The organism is Paraburkholderia diazotrophica (assembly GCF_038900755.1).
Lineage (GTDB): Bacteria > Pseudomonadota > Gammaproteobacteria > Burkholderiales > Burkholderiaceae > Paraburkholderia > Paraburkholderia diazotrophica_A.
Map to the genome: position 1 here is coordinate 13,901 of NZ_JBBPEN010000026.1, position 14,402 is coordinate 28,302.

At 57.7% G+C, this 14,402-nt stretch carries 8 protein-coding genes; 3 read left to right on the plus strand and 5 right to left on the minus strand.

Annotation, left to right across the window (positions count from 1 at the left end):
- Positions 1-33: 33 nt before the first annotated feature.
- Together AABE10_RS35020 and AABE10_RS35025 are read right to left on the minus strand one after the other, a co-directional pair.
- Positions 34-675, minus strand: a complete 642-nt coding sequence (locus AABE10_RS35020; RefSeq protein ID WP_342937638.1) for a response regulator transcription factor — start codon at positions 673-675, stop codon at positions 34-36.
- Entirely contained in the window at positions 672-2,087 is a 1,416-nt protein-coding gene (locus tag AABE10_RS35025; RefSeq protein ID WP_342937639.1) for a cache domain-containing protein, read from the minus strand. Before AABE10_RS35025 ends, AABE10_RS35020 begins: the two co-directional genes overlap by 4 nt.
- A 183-nt stretch (positions 2,088-2,270) precedes the next feature.
- Here AABE10_RS35025 and AABE10_RS35030 point away from each other — a divergent pair, with 183 nt between their 5' ends.
- From AABE10_RS35030 to AABE10_RS35040, 3 genes are all read left to right on the plus strand, one after another.
- Positions 2,271-4,349, plus strand: a complete 2,079-nt coding sequence (locus AABE10_RS35030; protein ID WP_342937640.1) for a carbon starvation CstA family protein — start codon at positions 2,271-2,273, stop codon at positions 4,347-4,349.
- A 12-nt stretch (positions 4,350-4,361) separates the two neighbouring features.
- On the plus strand, positions 4,362-4,568 hold the full coding sequence (locus AABE10_RS35035; protein WP_342937641.1) for a YbdD/YjiX family protein: 207 nt from the start codon (positions 4,362-4,364) through the stop codon (positions 4,566-4,568).
- An 803-nt stretch (positions 4,569-5,371) separates the two neighbouring features.
- A complete protein-coding gene (locus AABE10_RS35040; RefSeq protein WP_342937642.1) occupies positions 5,372-10,801 on the plus strand; it encodes an AAA family ATPase in 5,430 nt (1,809 codons plus the stop codon).
- Between the two features lie 140 nt (positions 10,802-10,941).
- Here AABE10_RS35040 and AABE10_RS35045 read toward each other — a convergent pair whose 3' ends face one another.
- The 3 genes from AABE10_RS35045 to nifD form a co-directional block, all read right to left on the minus strand.
- Positions 10,942-11,151 (minus strand): hypothetical protein, encoded by a 210-nt coding sequence (locus AABE10_RS35045; RefSeq protein ID WP_342937643.1) that lies wholly within the window; start codon positions 11,149-11,151, stop codon positions 10,942-10,944.
- A 168-nt stretch (positions 11,152-11,319) separates the two neighbouring features.
- Complete coding sequence (gene nifK, locus AABE10_RS35050) at positions 11,320-12,879, minus strand: nitrogenase molybdenum-iron protein subunit beta (RefSeq protein WP_342937644.1); 1,560 nt, start codon at positions 12,877-12,879, stop codon at positions 11,320-11,322.
- 71 nt (positions 12,880-12,950) lie between these two features.
- Positions 12,951-14,402 (minus strand): nitrogenase molybdenum-iron protein alpha chain (nifD, locus tag AABE10_RS35055; protein ID WP_342937645.1); only part of this gene is annotated, 1,452 nt, incomplete at its 5' end.

Below are 14,402 nucleotides of genomic sequence, written 5' to 3' on the forward strand. Positions count from 1 at the left end.
ATTCGCGCAACACCGATTTTCCGGGCAGTCGACCTAACCTGAGCGCCGGTGCTCCACGGCGAACTTGATCAGCTCGGCCTGACCATCAATTTCGAGTTTGCGCTTCAGATTCTGCCGATGCGTTTCAACGGTTCTCACTGACAGACCGCTGCGGTGTGCGATCTGCTTGCTCGACAGACCTTCGGCCAGTTGATCAAGAATGTCACGCTCTCGCGGTGTCAAACGCTCCCTAGGATCACGAAGGGTCGACGCCTGGATAAGCCGCGCGCCAAGTTCTTCGCTGAAGAACGTCTTCCCATCAAGAACCGCACCGATCGCGCGAATGATTTCCGCTCCCGGTGAATCCTTCAAAATATAGCCGCGCGCACCGGCGCGAACGGCGTTGGTCACATACTCAACGTTGTCGTGCATCGACAGCATGAGCACGCGTATGTCAGGAAAGCGCTCATGAAACAGCGCGGCGAGCGTTATTCCATTGATCCCCTTCATGCCGACATCCATCAGCACGAGGTCGGGCTCCTGCGCTGCAGCGAGCGTCATCGCTTGTTCCGCATTCCCCGCTTCGCCGACGACAGCAAAGCCTGGCACAGCTTCAAGACGCGCGCGCAAGCCGTCGCGCACAAGCGGATGATCATCGACAAGGATGAGGCGCGCCGCGCCCGTTGGATAGCTCATGAATGGTTTGCCTGCAGTTCTTCCGGAAGCGGGCCGCGCATGAAAAGCGGCACGGTCGCCGTGACTATTGTATGGCCCGCGCGTGAGTCTAGTTGCAGGCTGCCGTTGAGAGCCTCCAGCCGCTCACGGATGTTGCGTAGACCGACGCCGCTAAAAAGACCGGACTGTACGCGTTCGACATTGAAGCCCCGTCCGTCGTCGCTGATAGAGAGAGTGATCTCGCTCCCCGATACTTCGAGCGCCAACGCCGCCCGACTCGCATGTGCGTGCCGGAGAATATTGATCAATGCTTCCTGCGCGATACGAAAGAGCGTCGTTTTCACAGTATCGGGCAAGTGCGCGGCGTGATCGTGGCAATTCTGCGTGAACCCAATCGCCAGTTGACTCTGCGCGCTCAACTCGCGCGTCAGCTGTTCGAGCGCCGCCGCGAGGCCCAGATCGTCAAGCATCGAAGGACGCAGTGCATGCGAGATGCGGCGCACCTCGCGTAGCGCATCGGCGAGACGCGTGATCCCCATGGACAGCGCTGCTTCTGCCGGCGGGACGCGCGTTGCGCTCAGTTCGAAACGCGCAAGCGCCGATTCGAGTAGCAGCTTGACGGACACGAGCATCTGGCTGATGCCGTCGTGAAGTTCCCGTGACAGCCGCGCCCGTTCGTTTTCCTGCGACTCGACCACCTGCTGTGTGAGACGCTTGAGCTTGGCATCGGCGCTGCGATGCTCGCTTACGTTCAACACAAGCGCGCACACGGCAATCACACAAATCCCGGCCAGCGCAATGATGCCGATCCACATCATCGTGTGGTCAATATCGGCCGATGCGCGCCGATCGATGCTTGCGAGAGTCGTATCAACATCATCCAGATAGATGCCTGTGCCGAGCATCCAGCCCCAGCGCTGTAGTGGCACGACATAGCCGAGTTTCGCTGAGAGCTTGCCTGTCGATGGACGATGCCACACATAACGTACATAGCCGCCTCCCTGCGCCGCCATGGCGAGCAGTTGTTGGATTGTCGGCGCCCCTGCGGGATCGCGCAGCGTCCACAGGTCACGGCCGACGAGATTCGGCTCGCGCGGGTGCATCAACGAACGGCCATGCATGTCGTAGACGAAAAAGTAGCCGTCGGGGCCAAAGTCCATTTTCTGCAACATCGCGAGTGCGCGGTCGCGCAGCATGGCATCGTCGCGCGCATTCTTGCCGGCCTCGTCGTACAGAGGCCTGATGGCGCTAGTCGCGAGATCGACATAATTGCGCAATTCAATTTTCTTGCTGCCCATATAGGCCAACTGGGTCGTGTCGTGCTGCGCCTTCGCAAGCGTCGTCGCCTGATGGCGCACGCCGAAGGCAATGCCAGCTATCGCGACGAGAAACGGTACGACGGCGAGCAGAAATATCTTCGCTTTCAGTTTCATGTTGGTAATCCGGTCGGGCGGGCTACGTAGAACTACGTAGCACACTTACGTAGTTGTGCGCTTGTGACGCACTCGATGAAGACGAATACTACACGCCCAAAGCATGGCTCATCCCAGACCATGCGCCGCGCGCACCGACCAGCGGCGCTGACGTCGTTTCATAAAAATATATTGGAGACTCCTATGAACCGGGCATCCAGTTTTCTGGTGTGGACGGCAGTCGCACTGTTGGGCGCATTCGCGTTCGGCACCATCGCGCTCACGCACGGCGAAAAGGTCAGCGCGCTCTGGGTCGTGATCGCCGCCGTCTGTGTCTACCTAATCGCGTACCGCTTCTACAGCCACTTCATCGCAAATCAGGTCGTGCAACTCGACGGTCAGCGTATGACGCCTGCCGTGCGGCATAACGACGGCCTCGACTACGTGCCGACTAACAAGTACGTGCTGTTCGGCCATCACTTCGCGGCCATCGCGGGCGCGGGTCCGCTCGTCGGCCCTGTGCTCGCCGCGCAGATGGGCTATATGCCCGGCATGCTCTGGATTCTCGCAGGAGCCGTGTTCGCAGGTGCGGTGCAGGACTTCATCGTGCTCTTTATCTCGACGCGCCGCGACGGACGTTCGCTCGGCGATCTCGTGAAGATGGAGCTTGGCACTGTCCCCGGCATAATTGCGCTGTTCGGTGCTTTCCTGATCATGATGATAATTCTCGCCGTGCTGGCGCTGATCGTCGTCAAGGCACTGACGAATTCACCGTGGGGCACGTTCACGGTCGCCGCGACGATTCCCATTGCCCTTTTCATGGGCATCTACACGCGCATTCTCCGCCCGGGCTGTATCGGTGAAGTGTCGGTGATCGGCTTTGTGCTGCTGATGGCATCGATCGTATTCGGCCAGCAGGTGCACGATTCCGCAGCACTGGCCGCCTGGTTCACGTTCAGTGGCACACAGCTCACCTGGATCCTTATCGGCTACGGTTTCATCGCATCGGTGCTGCCCGTGTGGCTGTTGCTCGCGCCGCGCGACTATCTGTCGACGTTCCTGAAGATCGGCACGATCCTCGGCCTTGCAATCGGCATTCTGATCGTCGCACCGGAACTGAAAATGCCGGCGATGACGAAGTTCATCGACGGCACGGGGCCCGTCTGGTCGGGCAATCTCTTCCCTTTCCTGTTCATCACCATCGCTTGCGGCGCAGTGTCGGGCTTCCATGCACTAATTTCATCGGGCACGACGCCGAAACTGCTCGATAATGAAGCCAACGCGCGCTTCATCGGCTATGGTGCGATGTTGATGGAATCCTTTGTCGCCATCATGGCCCTAGTCGCAGCGGCAGTAATCGAGCCGGGCGTGTACTTTGCGATGAACTCACCAGCTGCGGTGCTCGGCAACATGCCTGACGCCGTAGCGCAGACCGTGTCTCAATGGGGTTTCGTTCTTACCCCGGAAATGCTGACGCAAACTGCAAAAGCCGTCGGTGAAACGACCATCGTGGCGCGCGCGGGCGGCGCACCGACGCTCGCTGTGGGTATGGCTCAGATTTTGCATCAGGTGATCGGTGGTCAGGCGATGATGGCGTTCTGGTATCACTTCGCGATCCTGTTCGAGGCACTTTTCATCCTGACGGCCGTCGATGCGGGCACGCGCGCCGGCCGCTTCATGCTGCAGGACCTGCTCGGCACATTCCACCCTGCACTCAAGCGCATAGATTCGCTCCCCGCCAATCTGATCGCGACTGCGCTGTGCGTCGCGGCGTGGGGCTACTTCCTCTATCAAGGCATCGTCGACCCGTTGGGCGGCATCAATACGCTCTGGCCGCTCTTCGGCATCTCGAACCAGATGCTTGCGGGAATTGCACTCGTGCTCGGCACGGTGGTGCTCTTCAAGAGGAAGCGCGAACGCTTCGCATGGGTCACGCTGGTACCGACCGTGTGGCTGCTGATCTGTACGATGACGGCAGGCTGGCAGAAGATCTTCGATGCCAACCCGAAGGTCGGCTTCCTCGCGCACGCAGCGAAACTTGGCGCAGCTGACCGTGCAGGCAAGATCGTCGCGCCCGCGAAGTCTGTTACGCAGATGCATCGCGTCATGTTCAACGACTATATCGACGCGGCGCTCGCCGGACTGTTTATCTTCGTGGTTGTCACTGTTGTCGTGTATGGGGCGCTTGCTGTCGTGCGTGCTCGTCGCGAAGATTGTGCTACTGATCGGGAGATGCAATTCGAGATGCTGCCCACCGACCAGCGTACAGTTGGCACTAACTGAGCGGAGACCGTGATGTTTTCAGGACTGAGGCACGACGTGCGTAACGCCGGGCGCTATCTCGGCCAAACCATACGGTTGATGGTCGGACTGCCCGACTACGAGACGTACGTTTCGCATATGAGGCGGATACATCCCGACCGGGATGTGATGAGCTACGAAGAGTTCTTTCGGGAACGGCAGGCAGCGCGCTACAGAGGAAGGACGGGGAAGTGTTGTTGAACTTACAGGTGCCGGCTCGTCCGCAAGCAGCTCTCGTCCCGCCCCATCCTGGAGCGACGAACGCCCGCGAGTTTTGACAGAGCTGTAGCAGCTTAACGATGGTCATCGAACGGGTTGCTTTCATACAACTTCTCAACACGTACTTGCTACCCTGATGAATGACCTTTCCGCGGGCGATCACCACCATACCCTTTTAACGCAGTAGCACCGGGCGGTTTGAAGCCTGCTGCTACAAATCGACTCCGGGGAGGCGCACGCAATACGGCGCCACACGGATTCACTTGTGTTCGTGACACACATTCGGGTACCACGTGGTGCCTGGTTGCGGACGCGAACCTTGACCGGTGAGCAAGGCCCACGCCGAACGTGTCGCACTAACGTCGAATGATTTCGAAGCGGACGACAACGCCCCGTTTGAACAACAACTTCTCGATGTCGCGCAGGCTCAACTGAACCCGGTAGAACATGCGCACGGCGCGACTGTTGACGCTTGCCGTCGATGAAGCGCAATTCTTTCGCCTTCCGCATCGCCAGATTTAGCCGACTCACTCGGCAACGTGACAATACCTCCCGAACGAGTATCCGATTCGCGGACCAAGCTATTGAACGGGCTGGCGACACAACCCAGCCAATGCCGTACGTTCGCACCGGTACATGTTCGGTCACCTTGTGACTGCTGCTCTCTTTAGAGCGCGCCCAGTCCCAGTCTCGTCCGACCACGTTTCTTCTTACATTTTATAGATGCCATACTTGCGGGGTGCAGCGCATAATTGTAGATTCGAACGGCTGAGAGTATGCGGTAAATGAACGTTCCACGTTTTTCCGAAAAACGAAACAACCGCCAAGTCCTCTGGGAGGACGCGGACCGTGTCCTCTGTCGGGTTTGTCAATCTCGCGGCAGCGAAAGCGTTCTGGTTGTACAGACCACGGCGGCGAATCCCTCAGCCGACACCATCCTTCGTCTCACGCATGAATTCGAGCTGAAGGAGAAACTCAATAGCACATGGGCGGTACGGCCGATGGATCTGATTCGCGCAGAAGGCCGGACTGTATTGGTGCTCGAAGACCCGGGCGGTGAGCCGCTCGAACGGATGATCGGCGCGCCGATGGAAATGGGAACTGTTTTACACGTTGCCATCGGCATTGCTGAAGCGCTGGGCAAACTTCACCAGCGCGGTTTCGTCCACAAGGACCTCAAGCCCGCTCATATTTTGGCAAACTGTGCGGATGGTTTCTTGCGGCTCACCGGCTTCGGCATCGCCTCAGAACTGCCCCGCGAGCGTCAATCCTCAGTGCCACCTGAGACGATTGCGGGCACGCTGGCATATATGGCGCCGGAACAGACAGGGCGAATGAATCGCTCGATTGATTCCCGAAGCGACCTCTATTCATTTGGCGTTGTGCTCTACCAGATGCTCACCGGTGTATTGCCGTTCAACGCCGACAATCCGTTGGAATTGGTGCACTGCCACGTTGCTCGCAAGCCGATGGCGCCGAGCGCGCGGGTGGGGAGAATTCTGCCCGTCGTCTCGGAAGTAGTTATGAAGCTGCTCGCTAAAACGCCCGAGGAGCGCTATCAGACTGCGGCTGGTGTGGAACGTGACCTCCGACGTTGTCTCACCGAATGGGAGCGACAGCGGCACATCGAAGTCTTCGCGCTCGGCGAGCACGATACGCCTGATCGGCTGTCGATTCCCAATAAACTTTATGGTCGGCAACGTGAGATCGACGCTATGGTCGCCGCGTTTGACCGCGTCATGGCTAGGGGCACACCGCAATTGGTGCTGGTTTCCGGTTATTCGGGCATCGGTAAGTCCGCGATCGCGAATGAGCTAAAGAAGGTGCTCGTGCCGCCACGAGCACTCTACACATCGGGTAAGTTCGACCAATACAAGCGCGACATACCGTACTCGACACTGCTGCCCGCTTTTCGTGATCTGGTGCGCCGGCTTCTCACCCTGCGAGAGACGGAACTGGCGATTTGGCGCGAGGCGTTCACGGAGGCACTGACGCCAAACGCGCGACTCGTAACTGACCTACTCCCCGAACTTAAGCTCGTCATCGGCGACCAGCCGCCCGTCCCCGAACTGGATTTGCATCAGGCACAACGCCGTTTCCAGCTAGCCTTTCGGCGGTTCGTGAGTGTCTTTGCCCGGCAGGAACATCCGCTGGTGCTGTTTTTCGATGACCTCCAATGGCTCGATACCGCGACGCTGGACCTGTTGCAGGATTTTCTAACCTGCCCGGATCTGAAGTATCTGATGATGATTGGCGCGTATCGAAGCAACGAGGTAGACACCAATCATCCGCTGATGAATAAGCTTCGGACATTCAGGAGCATGACCGCGGCGGTTGACGAGATCGCGCTCCTACCGCTCACCCGCGAGGACGTGGAGCGATTGATTGCAGAAGCGCTCCACACAACGCCGGAACGGGTCTCGCCACTTGTGCAGCTCATACATGATAAGACTGGCGGTAATCCGTTTTTCGTCATTCAATTTCTACACGCACTCGCCGACGAGCATTTACTTACTTTCGACCACAACCTGGCCTGTTGGCAGTGGCGTCTGCCACAAATTCGCGCAAAGGGCTACACGGACAACGTGGCAGACCTGATGGTCGTAAAGCTGGCCCGCCTCCCTGCCGAAACACGGCGGACATTGCGACTGCTCGCCTGTCTCGGCAATACCGCAACGCTCGGGATTCTGTCGAAAGTATTGGGGAAAACCGAGCAAAGTGTGCGCACGTCGCTGATACCAGCGGTACACAAGGAGCTTGTCGATGATCTGGGAGACGCCTACAGATTTGCGCACGACCGGGTGCAGGAAGCTGCCTATTCGCTGATCCCAGAAGGCTTGCTTCCAAAGGTCCATCTGCGTATCGGGCGCCTGCTCGCGACACAAAACTCTCCCGAGAAGCGCGAGCAGGCGATATTCGATATCGTCAGTCAACTCAACCGCGGGACAGCGCTGATGGATGATCAGGAGGAACGCGACCAACTTGCTGCATTCAACCTGATAGCCGGCCAGCGCGCCAAGACGTCGACGGCCTACGAATCAGCGCTCACTTATCTCATCATGGGTGCGCAACTCCTAGCCGACGACTGCTGGGAGCGCAAGCACGAACTCATCTTCACACTCGAGTTAACTCGAGCCGAATGCGAATTCCTGACCGGGCGACTGTCGAACGCAGAGCAACGCTTGAAGGTGCTGTCACTTCGCGCAACACGTATCATCGAACAGGCGCTCGTCATGTGCCTGCAAATGGACGTTTACCTGACTCTTGATCAGAGCGATCGTGCAGTCGCTGTCTGCCTCGAACATCTCCGTCGCGTCGGGATCCATTGGTCAGCCCATCCTAGTGAAGAGGAAGTACAACGAGAGTACGAGCGCATCTGGATCCGGCTTGAGGGTCGAGTGATAGAGGACCTCATCGACTTGCCGCTAATGAAGGATCCCGATTCTCTTTCGACGGCTGAAGTGCTGAGCAAGCTCTTGCGCCCAGCATGGTTCACGGACGCGAATCTGGCTTCGCTGACGATATGCAAAGCGGTCAGTCTCAGCCTGGAGCATGGCAACTGCGACGCGTCCTCTTTCGCGTATGTTATGTTTGCACGGATAGCGGGGCCGCGGTTTAACGACTATCAAAAGGGGTTCAAGTTTGGCGATCTCGGCTACAAGCTCGTCGAACAACGGGGCCTCAAGCGCTTTCAGGCGGTCACGTATCTTTGCTATGCGCTTTACGTCGCGCGCTGGACGAAACACGTGCGGATGAGCCGTGAGGTGCTGGATAATGCATTCAAGGCGGCGAATCGAAACGGAGACCTGCCGTCTGCCGCCTACACGTGCTGCCATGTCATTTCCAACCTGCTCTTTGTCGGCGAGCCATTAGGCGCGGTGGAGCATGAAGCCGAACAGGGCCTAGTCTTTTCCGAAAAGACGGGCTTTGGCATGGTTGTCGATAACTTGAACACGCAGCTCGCGCTAATTCGAATGCTTCGCGGCTCAACAATCCGGTTTGGGCGCCTCGATGAGCGTAACGTGAACGAACCTCGCTTCGAGCATCATTTGTCGGGCAATCCCGCGCTGGCGACGGCTGCGTGCTGGTACTGGGTCAGGAAATTGCAGGCACGATATATTGCCGGCGACTACGCGGAAGCTGTTGACGCTGCGGGAACGGCGCAACAATTGCTCTGGACGTCCTCCTCACATTTGGAGGAATGTGAGTATCACTTCTACGGCGCGCTCGCCCGAGCGGCATATTGCGAGCACGTTCCGGCCGGAGAGCGGCAGATTTGCCAAGACGCCATAGCGACGCATCATCGGCAACTGAAAATCTGGTCGAAGAACTGCCCCGCAAATTTCACAGATCGCGTGGCGTTGGTCGGTGCCGAGATTGCCCGGTTGGAAAATCGCGATGTTGACGCGATGCGGCTCTTTGAAGAAGCCATCGCGTCAGCACGCGCTAACGGCTTTGTCCATAACGAAGCTGTAGCGAACGAACTCGCGTCCCGATTCTACGCGACACGCGGTTTTGAGAAGATCGCACGCGTATATGCCAAAGAGGCCCGACAGGCCTACCAACGGTGGGGGGCCGAGGGCAAGGTGCGACAACTCGACGACCTTCATCCGCATCTCATGGACAAAGAGCGAGCGCCAACGCCAACTACCACTATCGGGGCGCCCATCGAACAATTGGACCTCGCTACCGTGATCAAAGTATCGCAGGCAATCTCGCGCGAGATTGTCCTGGACAATCTGATCGATACGGTCATGCGCACGGCGATCGAACAGGCGGGCGCGCAGCGGGGGATGCTCATCCTACCAGACGTTGACAAACAATGGATAGCGGCTGAAGCTACAACGGACGGCAACATGGCTCGCGTGCAATTGAGTACTGTACCCATTAATGCGACGTTGATGCCCGAATCAGTGCTTTACCATGTCTTACGCACCGGGGAGAGCGTCATCCTCGACGATGCCGCAGAGGACCCTGCATTTAGCACGGATCGCTATATCCGTGAGCATCGGCTGCGTTCTATCGTCTGCTTGCCTCTGACGAACCAGGCCAAGCTTACGGGCGTGCTCTATCTCGAAAACAATCTGATCACCCGCGCATTCGCTCCTGCTCGAATTGCAGTGCTTCGCCTTCTGGCCTCACAGGCAGCAACATCGCTTGAGAACACTCGCTTGTACGAGGACCTCACTGAGCGCGAAGCTAGAATCCGTCGTCTCGTCGACGCAAACATCATCGGCATCATCGTGTGGAACGCTAATGGCGACATTCTCGAGGCCAATGACGCATTTCTAAGAATGGTGGGATACGAGCGCGAGGACCTCGTCTCAGGTCGCATACGCTGGAGAGACCTGACGCCGCAGGAATGGCAAGAGACCACGCAAGATGCCCTGGCGCAGATTTTGCGCACGGGGCGCGTGCAGCCATCCGAAAAGGAATACATTAGAAAGGACGGCAGCCGTGTACCTGTTATGGTTGGCAGAGTTGCTTTCGAATCCAGTCGGAAAGAAGGCGTCGCCTTCGTGGTCGACCTGTCAGAGCGAAAAGAAGTAGAGCACCGCTTGCGGGAATCGTACGAGATGCTACGCGAACTCACCTCGCGTCGCGAGACGGCTCTCGAAGAAGAGCGCAAACGCATCGCACGTGAAATGCACGACGAACTCGGGCAACATCTCACAGCACTTCGCCTAAGACTCTCGGCTTTGCAGATGAAACTTTACACTGACTGTCCGAAGCTTGTCGAGCAGACGCAGGCACTGGTTTCTCTCGTGGACCAAACAATGCAAGTTGTACGGGGCGTCATCACGTCGCTACGCCCTGCTGCGCTGGACACAGGCATCGTGGCCGCACTCGAGTGGCTCGCTGCCGAGTTCAATCGCAATCGACGTATCAAGTGTCGCCTGCGCGTGCACGATGAGAACATCACAATGGACGAGGATCGGTCTATCGTGCTGTTTCGCCTGGTTCAGGAGGCACTGACCAACGTCTCTCGTCATGCGAGAGCCACGATAGTGGTCATCACGCTCGAGCGAACGGCTAATGCTTACCTTCTCGAAGTACGCGACGACGGCCAAGGTTTCGACGTTCAGGCTGCGCGAAAGAAATCCTTTGGTCTGGTGGGAATGGAAGAGCGCGTTCTGATGCTCGGCGGCCAAATCGAAATTGTCAGTTCACCGGGTGCCGGAACTGTAATAAAAGCGAGTCTGCCTGATAGTTAGGCCGCAATGGCAAAATGCAGGATGCTCATCAAACGCACGCCGCACGCCATGCGTAAGATCGGCCGCAACGTCACAAATAGTTCGTCCAGATGCCATGCGGTACCGAAGCGCGGGGCGCGGCCCGGTGTGCGAAACCCGCGCTAAATGTTCACACCTGCGTCGAATGATTTCGTGCAGACGATAACAGCCCGTTTGGACAGCAACTCCTCAATGTCGAGCGGCAACTCAAAGCCGGTAACACCAGCGCACGGCGCAATAGACAATTTCAATTTGGCCGCCGAGCGGCGGGGCGCGCACTGACCATCACCCAGCGAGAGTTTCCAGTTCTTCTCGCCGACGTTAAAGGCCATATACAGGGACGGCCACCCGCCGTCGAATTCTGCCCGCGGAGAACCGTGTCAGGCGCATCCATTTGCGTCCCCCTTCGGTGAAAACCAGTGTGCGAGCCCGGTCTTACTCCTGCCGGGCGGACCGCCGCTGCCCTCCCATATGGTATCTACGTGAGGACCACACGGACGTCAGCGGACAATATCAAAGCTGTAATCTGTCTTCGAAATATCAATGGTATTCGCGTCCATTGTTTCGAAGAACTCGTCCAGCAGCGCCAATAGAATTCGCAAGCCGCCGGAATATCCCCAAGTCGGGTAGCGATGATAGTGATGGCGGTCGAATATGGGGAACACGAGCCGTACGAGGGGCGTCCCAGTGTCGCGCTCCAGATACTTTCCGTATGTGTTGCCAATCAGGAAGTCCACTGGCTCCGTGAATAGCAGCGAGCGCATGTGCCAAAGATCGCGTTTTGGGTAGACCTTGCATCCTGCACCGTATGGCGATGCATCCAATAGGGCCCTGACCTTCTCTGCCCAGCTATCGTTGCCATTCGTTGCGAGCACGTGCACCGGCTCCGCTCCGAGCTCAAGCAGGAATTGCGTGTACCCGAGCATCTGGTCCGGATCGCCATAAAGGGCGTAACGTTTGCCATGCAGATTCGCCTGACTGTCCGCCATTGCATCGACGAGTTGGCCGCGCTCCTTTTCGAGCTCTGCGGGAATTGGTCTGCCGGTCACACGAGAAATCTCCATGAGGAAGTGGTCGGTCCCGCCAACGCCGACGGGCGCATTCAGCGAGATCACTTCCTGGCCATGATCGGCGATGAACTTGCTCGTCTTCTCACAGCAAAACTCCTGAAAGACAAACGTTGCCTTCGCGTTCAACGCGTGCTCGACCTCCTCTTTCGTTGTTCCACCCTGGTACATTCGGAACTCGCCATCGGTTGGCGTATTCCATGTCTCGGACGGATCACAAATGATGTTGACCTTTATACCGAACAGATCAAAGATCCGTCGAACCTCTTTCATATTGCCGACCACGAATCCATCGAATCCACCGATAAAGTTAACGGTGTCGTCCGGCACGCGCGTGAGCGGTGTGGTAGTGCCAGCCTTGCCGTCCCAAAAATACTTCAGAATGCCCAATAGCGCATTGTCGTAGCCGGTCACATGGCTGCCCACAAACGCGGGCGTATGGGCAAATGGCACGTCATAGTCCTGCGGTACGCTGCCCTTCTGCTTACTGTTCTTAATGAACGCATCGAGGTCATCGCCGATCACCTCTGCCATACATGTTGTCGAGACGGCGATCATCTCGGGCTTGTACAGGTTGTATGCATTCGCGAGGCCATCAATCATGTTGTTCAGCCCGCCGAACACCGCGGCGTCCTCCGTCATGGACGAACTGACGCACGACGTCGGCTCCTTGAAATGTCGCGAGAAATGCGAGCGGTAATAAGCCACGCAGCCCTGTGAGCCGTGCACGAACGGCAAAGTCTTGTAAAAACCGTTGGCCACGAAGACAGCGCCAAGCGGCTGGCACGCCTTTGCTGGATTCACTGTCAGCGAATCTCGGGCAAAATTCTTCTGCTTGTAATCCTCAGTCTTTGTCCATTCGGCGACCTGCGTCACCGCCTCATCGGGATGATTGAACTCGAAGTTTTCCCTCTTGTTTCGGAGAAGCGCCTGATACTCTGGCTCGCGAAAAAGCAGTTCGTGATCGAGAATTTTGTCGGTGGATTGGGGCATGACACGCTCCTGAATCGAAAATCTGAACAGCCGTCTGTCGGCACCGTTGTGCTATTAGCGCCCGGTTGCGCTCAGGCAGCCTTTTTCCACGGGGCCTTCGAGAGACCCCATACTGGACTCGAGATCGCCATGTCCATGTCGCGCGCAAAGATCGCGAAGCCGTCGTAGCCGTGATAGGGGCCGGAGTAATCCCAGCTGTGCATCTGCCGGAAGGGGACGCCCATCTTCTGAAAGACGTACTTTTCCTTGATGCCCGAACCGACGAGATCCGGCCGCGTGTGCTCAACAAATTTCTCGAATTCATAGCCGGTCACGTCGTCGTAGATCAGTGTGCCGTCGTTAACGTGGTGCGTCGTGCGCTGGTAGTCGTCGTTGTGAGCGAACTCGTAGCCGGTGCCGACGACTTCCATGCCAAGGTCTTCGTACGCCCCGATAACGTGACGCGGGCGCAGGCCGCCCACAAACAGCATCACCTTTTTGCCTTGCAGGCGCGGCTTATACCTGGCTATGACAGCATCCATCAACGCGCGGTATTTAGCGATCACTTTTTCAGCATTCGCCTTGATCGTGTCATCAAATCGGCTCGCTATCTCACGCAGACTCTTCTCGATCATTGTCGGACCGAAAAAGTTGTACTCGACCCACGGAGTGCCATACTTCTCTTCCATGTGCCGGCTGATGTAGTTCATTGACCGGTAGCAGTGCAGCAGGTTAAGCTTGGATCTCGGCGTACTTTCGAGTTCGGCAAGCGTGCCATCGCCCGACCACTGCGCGATGACGCGCAAACCCATCTCCTCAAGCAGGATCCGGCTTGACCACGCATCGCCGCCGATGTTGTAGTCACCGATGATCGCGACGTCGTAAGGTGTCGACTCGAGTGAGGGCCGCCTGTTCGGATCGGCCTGGTCGAACACGCAATCGCGGATCGCATCGTTTGCAAGGTGATGGCCGAGTGACTGCGACACACCGCGAAAACCCTCGCAGCGTACCGGCACGATCGTGTGCCGTCCGTACTGCGTGCTCTTCTTCTTTGAGACTGCCTCGATGTCGTCACCGATCAGACCGATCGGACACTCAGTCTGGATGGAGATACCTCTGTTGAGCGGAAAGAGCTCCTGGATCTCGTCGATGATCTTGTCGAGCTTCTTGTCGCCGCCGAACACGATATCCTTCTCTTGGAAATCGGAAGTGAACTGCATCGTGACGAACGTATCGATGCCCGTCGTGCCGACGTAGTAGTTGCGGCGCGAGCCCCACGAGTACTGGCCGCAGCCGACGGGGCCGTGACTGATGTGAATCATGTCTTTGATCGGCCCCCAGACAACACCCTTAGAGCCGGCGTACGCGCAGCCGCGAATCGTCATCACGCCGGGCAGCGATTTGATGTTCGATTTCACCCCACAGTCGAGCTTGCCCTGTTCAAAGGAACCCAGATGCTTGGCGCGGCGCTTGGCCATCTTTTCGGGGTATGCCTGCAGCACTTCGTCGATCAGGGCCTTGTTCGCGGCCTTGCGTTCTTCAAC

Coding starts and splice junctions, on each gene's coding strand:
- AABE10_RS35040 (WP_342937642.1), top strand. CDS start 5,372: ATGAACGTTCCACGTTTTTCCGAAAAACGAAACAACCGCCAAGTCCTC.
- AABE10_RS35045 (WP_342937643.1), bottom strand. CDS start 11,151: ATGGCCTTTAACGTCGGCGAGAAGAACTGGAAACTCTCGCTGGGTGAT.
- AABE10_RS35020 (WP_342937638.1), bottom strand. CDS start 675: ATGAGCTATCCAACGGGCGCGGCGCGCCTCATCCTTGTCGATGATCAT.
- AABE10_RS35035 (WP_342937641.1), top strand. CDS start 4,362: ATGTTTTCAGGACTGAGGCACGACGTGCGTAACGCCGGGCGCTATCTC.
- AABE10_RS35025 (WP_342937639.1), bottom strand. CDS start 2,087: ATGAAACTGAAAGCGAAGATATTTCTGCTCGCCGTCGTACCGTTTCTC.
- AABE10_RS35030 (WP_342937640.1), top strand. CDS start 2,271: ATGAACCGGGCATCCAGTTTTCTGGTGTGGACGGCAGTCGCACTGTTG.
- nifK (WP_342937644.1), bottom strand. CDS start 12,879: ATGCCCCAATCCACCGACAAAATTCTCGATCACGAACTGCTTTTTCGC.